The sequence below is a fragment of the Pseudomonas huaxiensis genome, assembly GCF_003231275.1.
In the GTDB taxonomy this organism is placed as follows: domain Bacteria; phylum Pseudomonadota; class Gammaproteobacteria; order Pseudomonadales; family Pseudomonadaceae; genus Aquipseudomonas; species Aquipseudomonas huaxiensis.
This window is the reverse complement of sequence record NZ_QKVL01000057.1, coordinates 1-13,454: the sequence shown is the minus strand read 5'-3', so window position 1 is coordinate 13,454 and position 13,454 is coordinate 1. Positions and strand designations below refer to the sequence as shown.

General features: G+C 62.9%; 16 protein-coding genes. 9 read left to right on the top strand and 7 right to left on the bottom strand.

Annotation, left to right across the window (positions count from 1 at the left end; all coding sequences use genetic code 11):
- Positions 1 to 74 precede the first annotated feature (74 nt).
- The 8 genes from DM374_RS29815 to DM374_RS29780 are packed head-to-tail and all read left to right on the top strand — an operon-like array spanning position 75 to position 6,198.
- Positions 75 to 1,277 carry a PepSY-associated TM helix domain-containing protein gene (locus tag DM374_RS29815; protein ID WP_110973146.1) on the top strand — a complete coding sequence of 401 codons (1,203 nt, stop codon included), beginning with the start codon at positions 75 to 77 and terminating at the stop codon, positions 1,275 to 1,277.
- Complete coding sequence (locus DM374_RS29810; RefSeq protein ID WP_110973145.1) at positions 1,274 to 1,816, top strand: thiamine pyrophosphate-binding protein; 543 nt, start codon at positions 1,274 to 1,276, stop codon at positions 1,814 to 1,816. The genes DM374_RS29815 and DM374_RS29810 overlap by 4 nt, the downstream gene beginning before the upstream one ends.
- Positions 1,816 to 2,139, top strand: a complete 324-nt coding sequence (locus tag DM374_RS29805; protein WP_110973144.1) for a hypothetical protein — start codon at positions 1,816 to 1,818, stop codon at positions 2,137 to 2,139. Before DM374_RS29810 ends, DM374_RS29805 begins: the two co-directional genes overlap by 1 nt.
- A complete protein-coding gene (locus tag DM374_RS29800; protein ID WP_110973143.1) occupies positions 2,136 to 2,705 on the top strand; it encodes a DUF6162 family protein in 570 nt (189 codons plus the stop codon). Before DM374_RS29805 ends, DM374_RS29800 begins: the two co-directional genes overlap by 4 nt.
- 16 nt (positions 2,706 to 2,721) lie before the next feature.
- On the top strand, positions 2,722 to 3,636 hold the full coding sequence (locus tag DM374_RS29795) for a metal ABC transporter solute-binding protein, Zn/Mn family (protein ID WP_110973142.1): 915 nt from the start codon (positions 2,722 to 2,724) through the stop codon (positions 3,634 to 3,636).
- Positions 3,633 to 4,382: a metal ABC transporter ATP-binding protein gene (locus DM374_RS29790; RefSeq protein ID WP_110973141.1), complete on the top strand. Its 750-nt coding sequence runs from the start codon at positions 3,633 to 3,635 to the stop codon at positions 4,380 to 4,382. The genes DM374_RS29795 and DM374_RS29790 overlap by 4 nt, the downstream gene beginning before the upstream one ends.
- A complete protein-coding gene (locus tag DM374_RS29785) occupies positions 4,382 to 5,281 on the top strand; it encodes a metal ABC transporter permease (RefSeq protein WP_110973140.1) in 900 nt (299 codons plus the stop codon). The genes DM374_RS29790 and DM374_RS29785 overlap by 1 nt, the downstream gene beginning before the upstream one ends.
- A complete protein-coding gene (locus DM374_RS29780; protein ID WP_110973139.1) occupies positions 5,278 to 6,198 on the top strand; it encodes a metal ABC transporter solute-binding protein, Zn/Mn family in 921 nt (306 codons plus the stop codon). Before DM374_RS29785 ends, DM374_RS29780 begins: the two co-directional genes overlap by 4 nt.
- A 98-nt stretch (positions 6,199 to 6,296) precedes the next feature.
- Here DM374_RS29780 and DM374_RS29775 read toward each other — a convergent pair whose 3' ends face one another.
- The 7 genes from DM374_RS29775 to DM374_RS29745 all read right to left on the bottom strand — a co-directional run bounded on the left by DM374_RS29775 (position 6,297) and on the right by DM374_RS29745 (position 12,082).
- Complete coding sequence (locus tag DM374_RS29775) at positions 6,297 to 7,361, bottom strand: DUF1615 domain-containing protein (RefSeq protein WP_225422622.1); 1,065 nt, start codon at positions 7,359 to 7,361, stop codon at positions 6,297 to 6,299.
- Positions 7,362 to 7,449: 88 nt separating this feature from the next.
- On the bottom strand, positions 7,450 to 8,118 hold the full coding sequence (locus DM374_RS29770; protein ID WP_110973137.1) for a hypothetical protein: 669 nt from the start codon (positions 8,116 to 8,118) through the stop codon (positions 7,450 to 7,452).
- Between the two features lie 69 nt (positions 8,119 to 8,187).
- Complete coding sequence (locus DM374_RS29765) at positions 8,188 to 8,739, bottom strand: hydrolase (RefSeq protein ID WP_110973136.1); 552 nt, start codon at positions 8,737 to 8,739, stop codon at positions 8,188 to 8,190.
- A gap of 84 nt (positions 8,740 to 8,823) precedes the next feature.
- The gene (locus DM374_RS29760; protein ID WP_110973135.1) at positions 8,824 to 9,543 is read right to left on the bottom strand and encodes a thioesterase II family protein; all 720 of its coding nucleotides are present in this window, start codon (positions 9,541 to 9,543) and stop codon (positions 8,824 to 8,826) included.
- Between the two features lie 10 nt (positions 9,544 to 9,553).
- A complete protein-coding gene (locus tag DM374_RS29755) occupies positions 9,554 to 9,778 on the bottom strand; it encodes an MbtH family protein (protein ID WP_110973134.1) in 225 nt (74 codons plus the stop codon).
- Positions 9,779 to 9,910: 132 nt separating this feature from the next.
- A complete protein-coding gene (locus tag DM374_RS29750) occupies positions 9,911 to 11,242 on the bottom strand; it encodes an endonuclease/exonuclease/phosphatase family protein (protein WP_110973133.1) in 1,332 nt (443 codons plus the stop codon).
- Between the two features lie 45 nt (positions 11,243 to 11,287).
- The gene (locus DM374_RS29745; RefSeq protein WP_110973132.1) at positions 11,288 to 12,082 is read right to left on the bottom strand and encodes a sialidase family protein; all 795 of its coding nucleotides are present in this window, start codon (positions 12,080 to 12,082) and stop codon (positions 11,288 to 11,290) included.
- A 356-nt stretch (positions 12,083 to 12,438) separates the two neighbouring features.
- On the opposite strand from DM374_RS29745, the gene DM374_RS29740 reads away from it, so the two are divergent.
- Positions 12,439 to 13,449: an ABC transporter substrate-binding protein gene (locus DM374_RS29740; protein WP_110973160.1), complete on the top strand. Its 1,011-nt coding sequence runs from the start codon at positions 12,439 to 12,441 to the stop codon at positions 13,447 to 13,449.
- The last annotated feature ends 5 nt before the right edge of the window (positions 13,450 to 13,454 follow it).

The following is a 13,454-nucleotide window of genomic DNA, read 5'->3' as shown; positions in this document are numbered from 1 at the left end:
CGTTCGTCCTTATAAGTGCAGCCCTCAGGTTGAGCGTCGGCTCGACCCCACTTTTTACGAACAAGACAGAAGCAATGGCCCAACAATCGAAAAAGTCCAAATCCAGGTTGTGGTTCCTCGTCCACAGCTGGCTCGCTCTGCCGATCTGGTTCTTCGTGCTGATCGTCTGTGTCACCGGCACCCTGGCGGTGGTCAGCCAGGAGATCGTTTGGCTGGCGAACCCCGACGTGCGCGCCAGCAAACCGGACGGTGATGCCGAACGCCTGAGTTTCCAGCAGGTCCTCGATGCGCTGAACAAGGCCGAGCCTGACATGGCCGTGCGCTTCATCAGCCAGCCGGACGGTTCGCACTTCGCCCTCAACGCAGCAGTGACCTTCCCCGACGGCACCGCGCCGACGCTCTACGTCAACCCGTACACCGGGGCAATCCAGGGCAAGAGCCCGGACTTCAACTTCGAAGCCTTCACCCGCGCCCTGCATGGCTGGTGGCTGGTGCCGTTCACCAACGGCTACAGCTGGGGCTGGTACCTGGTGTCGTTGCTGGGCCTGCCAATGCTGGCCTCGCTGGTCACCGGGCTGGTGGTCTACAAGAAATTCTGGAAGGGCTTTTTCAAACCAGTGCTGCGCTTCAACCACGGCGCGCGGATTTTCTGGGGCGACTTCCACCGCCTGAGCGGCATCTGGTCGATCTGGTTCATCGCGGTGATTTCCATCACCGGCACCTGGTTCCTGATCCAGGCGATCCTCGGCGACAACCACATCACGATTTCCACCGAGCCAATCACCCCGGTGATCGCCCGCGAGGACGTACCGCTTTCGGACAATTCCAAACCGGTGCCGCGCATCGACCTCGACGAAGCCACCCGCATCGCCACCACGCAGATCCCCGGCCTCGACGTCACCTTCGCGCAACTGCCGTCGAACGCCTACGGGCACATCTACCTGGGCGGCCGCGGCTGGTATCCGCTGATGTTCCAGACCGCCAACGTCAACCCCTACACCCGGAACGTCGACGCCTCGTTCCTGGTCTCGGACCGCTCGGCGCTGGAGTTCGTCACCGAGTCGATGCGCCCGTTGCACACCGGTGACTTCGGCGGCCTGGCCATCAAGCTGATCTGGGCCTTCTTCGGCCTGCTGCTGTCGATGATGGTGCTCAGCGGCCTGCTGATCTGGACCAAGCGCACCGCCCAGGCCACCGCCGCCGCGCTCAAGCGCAGCGAAAAGAAACCGCGATCGCGCCAGGTCGCCCAGGAAACCGCCACGCAGGTGCAACCATGAGCCAGACCCTGAATGCCGCCGTCAAGCCAAGCCCACTGAAGCAGGCGTGGCTGAAGTGGCGTTTCCACCTGAACATCCTGTTGTTGCTGATTCCGCTGGGCTTCATGCCCAAGTACTTCGCCGACGCCGCGCTGTTTCGCGGTGACAGCGGCCTGGGCGCGACGCCGATCGACAATATCCAGGTCGGCCCCTGGAGCCTGACCCTCGCCGAGCTGCGCGACGAAGCCCCGCGCCAGGACGGCCCGGCCGGCTACTTCAAGTCGTTCAACGCGGCGCTGTGCAAGACCTGCATCGGCGAGGTCAAGGCCGCCTACCTGCGCATCGGCAAGCCGCGCAGCCTGCGCGCCGCCGGCACGATTTTCTTCGGCACGCCGTACCGCATGGGCACCAGCCTGCCGGTGCCGGAGCGCACCCGCGCCGACGCCGAACTGTGGATCACCCTCGAAGGCTGGGACGGCAGCATGCACCAGGCTTCGGTCCCCCTGGCCAAGGCTTCGCCCGCCACCATCGCCTGGCTGAACAAACAAGGAGGCAAATGATGAAATTCAAGGCCGGCAGGCTCGCCCTGCCCCTGTTCCTGCTGGCGCTCGCGGGCCCCGCCCTGGCGCACAACCCGATGTGCCAGTGCGAGCCGATCGACGGCGAGCAGATCAAGTGCACCGGCGGCTTCTCCGACGGCAGCGGCGCACCGGGAGTGACCCTGGACGTGATCGGCTACGACGAGAGCGTGCTGGTCCCCGGCAAGCTCGGCGACGATTCGAGCCTGACTTTCAAGCGTCCGGCCGGCGAGTTCTACGTGCTGTTCGACGCGGGCCCCGGCCACGTGGTGGAAATCGACTACGCCGACATCGGTGAGCCATGAGCCGGGTTCAGGTCGTGCGCCCGGCCGGCGCCGGGCATGAAACCCTCTATGTGCTGCTGGTCGCCCTGCTGATCCTGGCGCTGGCCGCCACGGTGGTGACGCTGCGCGGCGAGCGCGAGGACGAAACCCGGGTCGAGGCCCATCAACTGGATGCCCGCCGCGACCTCAATCCCGCCGAACAGGGCATCTACACCGACCTGCGGGTGGCCTTCGACGAGATCCAGGCGCTGCGCGAAGACGAACCGGGCCTGGCGAGCATCGAGCTGCTGGTCGAGGAAGGTTTCGCGCCCTTCGTCGCCGATGCCAGCAGCGTCACCCGTGGCGAACACCAGTGGCGCCAGGTGCCCGGCAATGCCTACCTGGGCCTGAGCCCGCGCCCGGAAACCGCTGGCAGCTTCCTGCTGCTGGTGCCCGAGGCGCACGACGGCAACGCCGATGTCTGGCTCAACCGCACCGCCCAGCCCGTCTTGCCCGCCGAACTGTCAGCCAGCGCCCTGCAAGACGCCGGCTGGAAACAGATCGCCGCCCACTATGACGCCGGTGTCACCCGCCAGCATCAGCACTGACCGCCAAGGAATGCCCATGCTCCGCTCCGCCCTCGTCCGCGTTCTCAGCCTGTTCGTCGCCCTTGCCCTGCCCGCCCTGGCCCTCGCCGAAAACGGCAAGCCGCTGCGCATCGGCATCACCCTGCACCCGTACTACAGCTACGTCAGCAACATCGTCGGCGACCGCGCCGAGGTGGTGCCGCTGATTCCAGCAGGCTTCAACCCGCATGCCTACGAGCCACGCGCCGAAGACATCAAGCGCATCGGCACCCTGGACGTGGTGGTGCTCAACGGCGTGGGCCATGACGACTTCGCCGACCGCATGATCGCCGCCAGCGAAAAACCCGGCATCGCCACCATCGAATCCAACGCCAACGTGCCGCTGCTCGCCGCCACCGGCATCGCCGCCCGTGGCGCCGGCAAGGTGGTCAACCCGCACACCTTCCTGTCGATCAGCGCCAGCATCGCCCAGATCAACAACATCGCCCGCGAACTGGGCAAGCTCGACCCGGACAACGCCAAGTACTACAGCAAGAACGCCCGCGAATACGCCAAACGCCTGCGCAAACTGCGCGCCGACGCCCTGGCGCAATTGACCGAAGCGCCGAACCCGTCCTTCCGCGTCGCCACCATTCACGCAGCCTACGACTATCTGGTGCGCGAGTTCGGCCTGGAAGTCACTGCAGTGGTGGAGCCGGCCCACGGCATCGAGCCGAGTCCGGCGCAACTGAAAAAGACCATCGATCAACTGCATGCCCTGGACGTGAAAGTGATCTTCTCCGAGATGGACTTCCCGTCGGCCTACGTCGAGACCATCCAGCGTGAAGCCGGGGTCAAGCTCTACCCGCTCACCCACATCTCCTACGGCGAGTACACCAAGGAGAAGTACGAGGTGGAGATGAAGCGCAACCTCGACACCGTGGTCCGGGCGATCAAGGAGAACCAGGCATGACCGTTGTCGAAAACGTCGTCGCCGCGCCACGCGGGCCGTCCATCGAGTTCAGCGGCATCGACCTGACCCTGGGCCGCACGCGTATTCTCGATCAGGTCAGCTTCCAGGTCGCGGCCGGCAGCGTGCACGCCATCGTCGGCCCCAACGGCGGCGGCAAGAGTTCGCTGATCAAGACCTTGCTCGGGCAAATGCCACACCAGGGCCGCCTTGCCTTGAGCTGGCCAGACGACGGTCAGGTCATCGGCTATGTGCCGCAAGCTTTGGAATTCGACCGCGGCCTGCCGATGACCGTGGACGATTTCATGGCCGCCATGTGCCAGCGCACGCCGGCCTTCCTCGGCCTGTCGCGGCGGGTGACGCCGGCGATCGACGCGGCCCTGGAGCGGGTCGGAATGCTGGACAAACGCAAGCGGCGCATGGGCGCGCTGTCTGGCGGTGAGCGCCAGCGGGTACTGCTGGCCCAGGGCCTGATTCCGGCGCCGCAACTGCTGGTGCTGGATGAGCCAATGTCGGCGCTCGACGAAGCCGGTGCCCAGGTGTTTGAACGCCTGTTGCAGGAATGGCGCCAGGCCGGGACCACGGTGATGTGGATCGAGCACGACCTGGAAGCCGTGGCTCGCCTGGCCGACCGGGTCACCGGGCTGAGCCGTCGGGTGCTGTTCGACGCGCCGCCGAAGCAAGCGCTGACCCCTGAGCGGCTGCTCGGGCTGTTTTCCATTCACCCGCGCAGCGAGAGCACCGCCTGATGAACTACGAAGAATTCCGCCTGCTGATCCAGGGCTGGGCGTCCTCCGGCTACCTGCCCGAAGCCCTGGCCTACGGCTTCGTGGTCAATGCCCTGCTCGCCGGCCTGATGATCGGCCCGGTGCTTGGCGGCCTCGGCACGCTGGTGGTGGTCAAGCGCTTCGCCTTCTTCTCCGAAGCGGTGGGGCACGCGGCGCTGACCGGCGTAGCCATCGGCATCCTGCTCGGCGAACCCTACACCGGCCCTTACGGCAGCCTGTTCGGCTACTGCCTGCTGTTCGGCATCTTGCTCAACTTCCTGCGCAACCGCACCGGCCTGTCGCCGGACACCCTGATCGGCGTGTTCCTTTCGGTGTCGCTGGCGCTGGGCGCGAGCCTGCTGCTGATGCTGGCCGGCAAGATCAACGTGCACATCCTCGAAAACGTGCTGTTCGGCTCGGTGCTCACCGTCAGCGGCCAGGACCTGGTAGTGCTCGGCGTCGTTGGCGGACTGGTGCTGGCACTGGCGTTACCGCTGTACAACCGCATCATGCTGGCCAGCTTCAACCCGCAACTGGCGGCGGTGCGCGGCGTCGCGGTGAAGAGCCTGGACTACCTGTTCGTGGTGCTGGTGACCCTGGTCACGGTGGCGGCGGTGAAAGTGATCGGCGCGATCCTGGTCGGTGCGCTGCTGGTGATTCCGGCGGCGGCGGCGCGGCTGGTCAGCCAGTCGCTGAAGGGCTTCTTCTGGGCCTCGGTGCTGATCGCGACCTTCAGCACCCTGATCGGCATCCTGCTGCCCATCGTCTTCGACCTGCCGGTGCCTTCGGGCGCAGCGATCATCCTGGTTGCCGGCAGCTTCTTCGCCCTCGCCGCGCTGGCGCGCGGTCTGGTTCCACGCCTGCAAGGAAACCCGGCATGACTCCAACCCTCAAGCACCTGAGCCTGGCCCTGCTGCTGGCCGGCCTGCCCCTCGCCAGCCATGCCCAAAGCGTGGCAAAACCCGCCGCGCAACAGATTGCGGGCGTCACTGTGCTGGCCTCGCTGCCGGTGACCTATGGCCTGGGCAGCCTGCTGCTGGACGGCACCTCGGTCAAACTGCAACGGGCGGCGCCGGCGAACATCCCCGCCAGCCGCCAGCCGTCCTACTTCAGCGGTCGCGGCCTGGCGAGCCTGCAAAAATCCGCGGGCAAAGCTGACGCAGTGATCGGCCTGCGCTCGATCTGGAACGACGACCCGCTGTACCCGGTGGCGCGCCGGAGCAATATCCGCATCGTCGAAATCGACGCTGCGCGGCCGGTGGACGGTGCCCTGCCGGGTATCGCCGTACAGGGCAACAACGTGTTCTCGGGTTACCCGTGGCTGAACCCGACCAATCTCGGGCGCATGGCCGACGTATTGGCCAGCGATCTCGGGCGCCTGTCGCCCGCGGACCAGCCGAAAATCCAGAGCAACCTCGCCACCATCAAGCGCCAGTTGCTCGACCTCAGCGCCAGCAGCGAAGCGAAGCTGGCCGAGGCCGACAACCTCAGTGTGGTCAACCTGTCGGACCGCCTGGGCTACCTGATTGGCGGGCTGAACCTGGACCTGATCGATCACCCGCAGGTGGCCGACGACCAATGGACGGCCGAACAGCTCAAGCACCTTGGGGACGAGTTGAAAGGGCAGGATGTTGCCTTGGTGCTGCACCATAAACAGCCGGTTGAGGCAGTGGCGCAGGTGATTGCCGCGTCCGGGGCGAAGCTGGTGGTGGTGGATACCGACAGTGATGACACCTTAGGTGGTTTGAAGGCCGGGGTGGAGCAGGTGGTGGGGGCTTTGACGGGGAGTCAGGACTGAAGCGGTTGCCTTGAGGCCCTTCGCGAGCAAGCTCGCTCCTACAACGGCCCTGTAGGAGCGAGCTTGCTCGCGAAGGGCCGCACGGCGGTCCCTGCCCTTTACTGTTTCATACACCGCTGATACCGCTCATCCACCCGCTTCGCGAACCATGCCGTGGTCAATTGCCGGGTAATCTTCGGGCTCTTCAGCTCGATCCCCGGCAACACCGCCCGCGGCACCCGCTTGCCGGCCGCCTTGTCGGCCAGGGCAAAGACCTGTTGGTACAAACGGGTTTCCTCGAACTCATAACCGTCGCCCTTCTCCAACTGACTACGCAGGGTCGGGTTGCGCATGCCGAACTGCTCGCCCAGCCGCCGTGCTGCCTTTTCAGTACTCCCCGGCAGAATCGAACCCGGCGCGATCAGGTCGCCATCCAATGCCAGTTGCACACCCGTAACCCGGCTCAGTGCACTCTGAAACGCCGCATTGCGGCTGGCGTACCAGCCCGCATTGAAATCGGCGAAGCGATACAGCGGCTGGTCATAGTTGGCCGGATACCCCAACAGATGGGCGATACCGAAATACATCCCGCCGCGCCGACTGAACACCTCGTTACGCAAACTGCCGTCATGGGCGTGCGGGTAGCCAGCGGCATGGGCCTCGGCGAAATCGATGCTGACCTGCATCGGCCCACCGGTGCGCACCGGATTCAGGCCGCCGAGCAAGCTCTTGCCCAATGGCAGCGAGCTGATCAGCTCGTCGTAGAGCTGACTCAATTCCCGCTCACTGCGCACCGCCGCCAGGCGCTGGTTCCAGGTCTTGCCATTGGTCGAGCGGGTATCGAGGGCAGCATTGACAAGCGCTTTCGGGACATACACCCGGGCGGCACGGCGGTCGATTTCTTCGCGGGCGATGCGCCCGAGGTTGGGGACTTTGGGGTCGGCGCTGAACGTGGATTCCTGCTCGGTCACCGCCAGCACCGCGCAGATATTCGACGGGCTGGGATCGAGCTTCTGAGCGGTGAACGCCGTCTCGATGTCGCGGGCCCAACCCTGGCGATCACCGACGTTGGCCGGCAACAGCGCAGCAATCCGCGCCCGAGCCTGCTCCGGTGTCACCTGCTGTTTCGCCTGCTGGCCAGCGCAACCGGCCAGCAGCAACAGCACCAGCATCAACCCCGTCATTCGACTCACTGGCTTCACTCCCCTGCCCGGACAATGCGAACACGGTAGCGGCAGCTCGCGACTCAGCGCAAGGTGCTGGCGACCGGGGTCAGCAGCCCGGTTTGTTCAGTTCGGTACCGATGGTCACCGCTGTTACCTTCACCGCCTTGAAGCTCTGGTTGGCGACCTCGTCGAAGTCGCGCTCGCAGTTGAAGCGGGTGTCGATGACGAAATCCTGGCCCTTGGCTTTTTCCATGGCTTCGCTCCACTGGTTCGAGGCATTGATGGCGGCATCGTCGGTCAGCATGACCTCCAGTAGAACCTCGGTGAAATTGACCGCGTGCGGTCCCTGCCAAAGCGCATACACCGAGGGGTCAGCGGCGTTACCGCAAAGGTGCAGGCAATCGGCATAGAACTCCAGCTGGCCGCCGCTGGATTCACTCATCGCGCCGAAGGTCAGCGGCTGATTGGCGGGCGGTGCGAAGGTGCCGATGAAGCTGGAAAGATCGGCCTTGCACGACGGCGAAAGCTGCAGGCGCAGTTCACTGACAGTGCCGCCCGCAGCGTTGGCGGAGATCTCGCAGCCCTGCACGCGGTAGCTGTGGACATCCCCGGAAGAAGTCCGGGCTATTCCGGCTATTGATTCGAAATAGCGCAGGTTGGTGCCAAGCATCTCGCCATTGAATACCTGGGCCACCGTCGCCTGGGCCTGAGCCAGTGCTGGCAGGCAAGCGAGCGTGAGGGTCGAACAAAGGAAGGTCAGTGCGCGGGGGACCATCGAAACATCCTGTCAGTCTGGAAATCCAGCGCGCACTTTAAAACAGGCCATGGCTAATAGCCATTTCCGTTACGGCTGCTCTCCCACCAGGAAGGTCTTGCTGATCGTGCGGAACTTCTCGTGGCCGGCGCTGCGCATCAGTTCGAACAGCACCATTTCGCGGGTGACGATCTGCGCCCCGGCATCGCGCATGCGTTCAAGCCCGGTGGTTTTGCTGAACGCCGTGCGGCTGTCGCAGGCATCGGCCACCACGAACACCTGCTTGCCCAGCGCCAGCAGTTCGAGCACGGTCTGCAACACGCAGACATGGGTTTCCATGCCGCACACGATTACCTGCTCGCGGGCCAGCAGTGAGGCAGGCAGGCATTTACCGGCCACGCAGGAAAAGTGCTGTTTTTCCACCACCGTGGCGGTGCCGGCGACCTCCAGCAGACTGGCCACGGTGTGGCCGAGGCCCTTGGGGTATTGCTCGGAAATCACCGTCGGCAGCCCGAGTTCCGCAGTGGCGGCGAGCAGCCAGCGGGTGCGCGCCAGAGTGCCATCGGGGTCGCTGACCGCGCCGATGAGTTTTTCCTGAACGTCGATGACCAGCAGCGTGGCCTGGGAGGAATCGATCAGCATTGTGTCGTGGCTCCTTGCAGTCGGGGGTGCCCGACTATGCAAGCCCGGGGTGCCGATGGCAACCGCCGGGCCCGCATTGCCGACCTATGCTGTCAGACGCAGAGGCTCCAGCGCGGCGCTAAGCACGCCAAGCACTCGGTCTTCGTGTTCGTGGATGAAGAAGTGCCCGCCCGGGAACACCTCCAGGGAGAAATCGCCCTGGGTTTCCGTGCGCCAGGCCAGCAACTGCTCCTCGCTGGCGCGGTCGTCTTCGCCGCCGAAGACGTGCAGCGGACAGCGCAGCGCCGGACGCTGGCGATAGGCGTAGTGACCGCAGAGCAGGAAGTCGGCACGCAGGATCGGCAGCATCAGGCTCATCAGCTCTTCGTTGGCCAGCACTTCCTCGGGCGTGCCCTGCAAGGTGCGCAACTCGTCGATCAGTTCGGCATCGCTTTTCGCCTCGCGCAAGCGGGCGCCGTCGTACTCCTCGCGGCGACTCGGCGCGGCGGTGCCGCAGGCGAACAACGCCACAGGCGGCCGGCAACCCAACGCCTGCAGTTCATGCACCAGCTCAAAGGCCAACAAGGCGCCGAGGCTGTGGCCCAGCACGGCGTAAGGCTGGTTGGCGGTCAGGCGTTGTTCGGCCGCCAGTTGCCGTGCCAGCGCGGCCAGATCGGTGTGCAGCGGTTCGGCCAGCCGGGCGCCACGGCCTGGCAATTCGACCGGGCGCACGTTCAGCCAGGCCGGTACCTTGCGCCGCCAGCGGCTGTAGACCATGGCACTGGCGCCGGAGTACGGCAGGCACAATAAAGTCAGTGACGACACGCCAGGCCCCTCAGGATGCCGCAGACGCGGCAGCCATCTTCTGCCGCAGGCTCAGCGGGCGCATGTCGGTCCAGACCTCGTCGATCCAGGCCAGGCAGTCCTTTTTCAGGCCGCTCTTGCCCGCCGCGCGCCAACCTTCGGGGATGGCCTTGTAATCGGGCCAGATCGAATACTGCTCTTCATGGTTGACCACAACCTGGAACACGATGTCGTCGCGATCGAAAACGGAAGTCATTGATTGTCTCCTTCATTGAATAGGCCCACAGCGCAAGGGCGTGCGTTGATGATCAATGAACGAGCGAAGCAGTCAGGAAATTAACCAACCAGCGCCAGTGGCGGCGTACAACTCACGCTGGTTTGGTGAACATTAGAACGTGAACTGATAACTCACATCCGAATGATTCGACGGGCCAGGCAGCCCGACAACACCGGGATTGGCAGGCATTGCCGTGCCATTGGACACAGCGTAATCAAGCATGGCCTGCGGCTGGGTGCTGGGATGAGTGGGACCATTGGCCAGCTCGATCCGGGCGATGTCCGGTGGCGATACCCAGTTGCCTGTGTTGGGCTGGGAAGCGCTGGGGCGCGGATCACGGTTGAAATCGCCCAACATCACGAACGGCGTTTCGATGTGCCAACTGACCTCACGCAGCACCCGCGAAGCATTGACTCCGCCCCCCGAGATCGCATGAAAGTTGAAAACGGTCACATGCTCATGATGCAACGCCGACCTACTTCTCACCCGGATGCCCATGGCGGGTCGGTAGTTGGGAGCGGTGACCGAGACACCATCGGAAACGATGGCCACATCATGAATCTCCAGTGGGCTTGTACCTCTCACAACGATCGCCAGGTTCACTCGCAAACGCTGAACGTCGAAGAAGAACACGTGATAGGCCTCCGGACGAGCGGAAGTTCCCAGGTTCCACAGGTAATGATCGACTTGATGGGAGATGCCAAACTGGTCGTTGGTCTGTATCTGACTGGTGAGGGTCGCGGAGGCAGGCACCGCACCTGCTTCTTGCAGGACCACAATGTCATTGGCCCGTGCCAGTTGCAGCACCTTGGTACGCCATTTCGACTCCGTCGACGCCGAAGCGCCCTGCATGTTCCAGGTGGAGACATCGAAATTGAGATTCGGACCGTTATCCGGTGCCCTGCCGATCTCAATCTGTGGCGAGCCGTTATGGACCATGACCCGCGCATGGTAATAGTCCCGAACACTCCCCTGCAGTCGAATATGGGCATGCCAGGGCCCACAGGCCGCCCCGACGATATGCTGCAGGCAGCGCAGGGCATCATAGGCATCCAGAAAAAAAGGACCGGACTGGCTTCTCAAGCCATTCATGATCAGCGCATGGTGCAGATGGTAGAAGATCACCAAGGTCGAATACAGTTGCGCACGCGGCGCCGCATGAAGTGCGGGCATTAACGTACTGTCGTTGTAAAGCCTGGCGAATGACCCGGAGAGCCCCCGTGCAAAGTTAGCCTGCTCTTGTTCATTGCTACTTCGCATGTATTGGAAGGACACTACATACGCGAGATACGCTGCAGTGTGCTGAGCATTATCGGCCGCCGTTGGCAACAGCAAGACAATATCCCTGACACTGATCTCGAACTGCGTTTGCAACTGCGTTTCGGAAAGGCCTGGGGTCAAATGGGTATCGATGTAGTCAGCGATGCGTTTATCAATGGGCATGGGGCCACCTCGTAATGGTCGACAGAAACATTCGAATCCGCCCCCTCAAGGTGACCCGCGATAGACCGCATACAGGCGGTCGGCCAGCACCCCCAGACCAATACTCTGAGTGGCCCTCAGGTTGGAACTTACTGTCGCCGGGCTGGTGCAGCTACCGTCGTAGCAATACTGGAACAGGTCACGGTTGTCCGGATCAGACACCAGCCCGTTGAAGACAATGTTCAGCAGGCCATTGTGGACAACGGCACTTGGCGCGTTTGAATATTTTTCCGGTATGAACAGCCGGGGCCTCGTCCAGTTACTACCACCATCGAACTTCAACAGCAGATGGTTTCCCTGGGTGTCGGTGGCAAATACATGAATCAAACCCTGATACCAGATGACCGTGGGCGCACTCAAACTGGGCACCGGATCACTCCCCTTCTCATAGACCCATTGCTCATCGGACCATGTGGTGAGGTCTGTTGTTTTGCGCCAGGCAATTATCTTGTTGGGTCGTATATAAAACATGTAAAGCATGCCGTTCATTTCAACGAATGAAGGCGACCCGGTAACTTTCTTGAGACTCGGCAATGGCCCCATGATAAATTGTCCAGTGGCATCGTCGTAGGCAAATCGCCAACATTCCGAACTGCCGTCCGCGCCTCTGACTACCACAAATACATACAACGTGCCTGCCAATGTGAAGATCGCTGGCGCCTGACTTGCGTAAATCCTGGGGCCCAGATCCACTGGGGCACTCCAGCCGCCGCTCTCTGTTTTAAACATAAACTTTACCTGACCCCAAACATCGAACTCGTCCACATAAACGCAGAACAGTTTGTCCCCATACACCGCCACTCTGCAGTCTCCTCGCGTAGACGCTGGAGTTTCTATAGAGTGGTTCAGTATGCCCAGTGGGCTGGACGTATAAAACATATGCATGGCGGATGCTCGCGCTGTTCAATGAGGCGCCAGTACAACATTAATAACCTGTGCACTCAGCCAGATGAGCACGTTCAGTAGTGTAAGAAAGCCCACTCCCGCTCGGGAGCAATTTCAGTACCCTCCATGGGTAAGTTCAATAACCGCGCGCGACTCTATTGCTGCCAGGGAACAGACTCCGCGTCCTTCTTCATAGCCGTCCACAGGCCCGGTTATCAAGGTCTACTACACTACAGCGCTTAACGTACAACGGTCTCAATAAGCGAGGCATGATGAACCGATTCACATCGCTGCTCTGCAGCACGCTCCTCCTGTTGGCCACTGTGCTTCCAGCCAGCGCCGCCCCCCCGAATACACCCATCCACTTCGGTGACATCACCTGGGAAAGCGGCAGCTTCACCACCGAGGTTTTGCGATTCATCATCGAGCACGGCTACGGCTACCCCACCGATACCCTGCCAGGCAGCACCGTGAGCATGGAAGTGGCGCTGGCGCGCAATGATATCCAGGTGATCGGCGAAGAGTGGGCGGGCCGTAGCCCGGCCTGGAACAAGGCCGAACAGGACGGCAAAGTGTTCGCGATCGGCGATACGGTGAAGAACGCCGATGAAGGCTGGTGGGTCCCCGAGTACGTCATCAAAGGCGATGATAAACGCGGCATCAAGGCATTGGCTCCGGAGCTGCGCTCGGTCACTGACCTCAAGCGCTACGCAGCCGTGTTCAATGACCCGGAGACGCCAGGCAAGGGACGTTTTCTCAACAGTCCCAGCGGCTGGACGTCCGAGACCGTGAACAGCCAGAAACTCAAAGCCTACGGTCTGGACGACCTGTACGTGAACTTCCGCAGCGGCTCGGGCGCGGCACTGGATGCAGAGATCGCCTCGTCGATCCGCCGAGGCAAGCCCGTGCTGTTCTACTACTGGTCGCCCACCCCGCTGATGGGGCGCTATCGGTTGGTGCGCCTGGAAGAGCCGGCTTTCGACGCCGCCGCCTGGGCCACCCTGACCGATGCCAGCAATCCCGAGCCCAAAGGCAGCCGTTCATTGCCAGCCAAGCTGTCGATTGGCGTGTCAGCGCCGTTTCGCCAACAGCACCCGGAACTGGTGGACTTCTTCGCCAAGGTCGACCTGCCAATCGACCTGCTCAACAAGACCCTGGCCCGCATGAGCACGACGCGCCAGCCACCTGCGGCAGCGGCGCGGGACTTCCTCAAGAACCATCCGCAGATCTGGCGACAATGGCTGCCCCAGGATGTCGCCGACAAGGTTGAACAGCAGCTATGACCTAG

Excerpts from the sequence above, each read along its gene's own strand:
- DM374_RS29810 (WP_110973145.1), top strand. The coding sequence starts at position 1,274 with ATGAGCCAGACCCTGAATGCCGCCGTCAAGCCAAGCCCACTGAAGCAG.
- DM374_RS29785 (WP_110973140.1), top strand. The coding sequence starts at position 4,382 with ATGAACTACGAAGAATTCCGCCTGCTGATCCAGGGCTGGGCGTCCTCC.
- DM374_RS29750 (WP_110973133.1), bottom strand. The coding sequence starts at position 11,242 with ATGCCCATTGATAAACGCATCGCTGACTACATCGATACCCATTTGACC.
- DM374_RS29800 (WP_110973143.1), top strand. The coding sequence starts at position 2,136 with ATGAGCCGGGTTCAGGTCGTGCGCCCGGCCGGCGCCGGGCATGAAACC.
- DM374_RS29740 (WP_110973160.1), top strand. The coding sequence starts at position 12,439 with ATGAACCGATTCACATCGCTGCTCTGCAGCACGCTCCTCCTGTTGGCC.
- DM374_RS29795 (WP_110973142.1), top strand. The coding sequence starts at position 2,722 with ATGCTCCGCTCCGCCCTCGTCCGCGTTCTCAGCCTGTTCGTCGCCCTT.
- DM374_RS29790 (WP_110973141.1), top strand. The coding sequence starts at position 3,633 with ATGACCGTTGTCGAAAACGTCGTCGCCGCGCCACGCGGGCCGTCCATC.
- DM374_RS29815 (WP_110973146.1), top strand. The coding sequence starts at position 75 with ATGGCCCAACAATCGAAAAAGTCCAAATCCAGGTTGTGGTTCCTCGTC.
- DM374_RS29770 (WP_110973137.1), bottom strand. The coding sequence starts at position 8,118 with ATGGTCCCCCGCGCACTGACCTTCCTTTGTTCGACCCTCACGCTCGCT.
- DM374_RS29775 (WP_225422622.1), bottom strand. The coding sequence starts at position 7,361 with ATGACGGGGTTGATGCTGGTGCTGTTGCTGCTGGCCGGTTGCGCTGGC.
- DM374_RS29755 (WP_110973134.1), bottom strand. The coding sequence starts at position 9,778 with ATGACTTCCGTTTTCGATCGCGACGACATCGTGTTCCAGGTTGTGGTC.
- DM374_RS29805 (WP_110973144.1), top strand. The coding sequence starts at position 1,816 with ATGAAATTCAAGGCCGGCAGGCTCGCCCTGCCCCTGTTCCTGCTGGCG.
- DM374_RS29780 (WP_110973139.1), top strand. The coding sequence starts at position 5,278 with ATGACTCCAACCCTCAAGCACCTGAGCCTGGCCCTGCTGCTGGCCGGC.
- DM374_RS29765 (WP_110973136.1), bottom strand. The coding sequence starts at position 8,739 with ATGCTGATCGATTCCTCCCAGGCCACGCTGCTGGTCATCGACGTTCAG.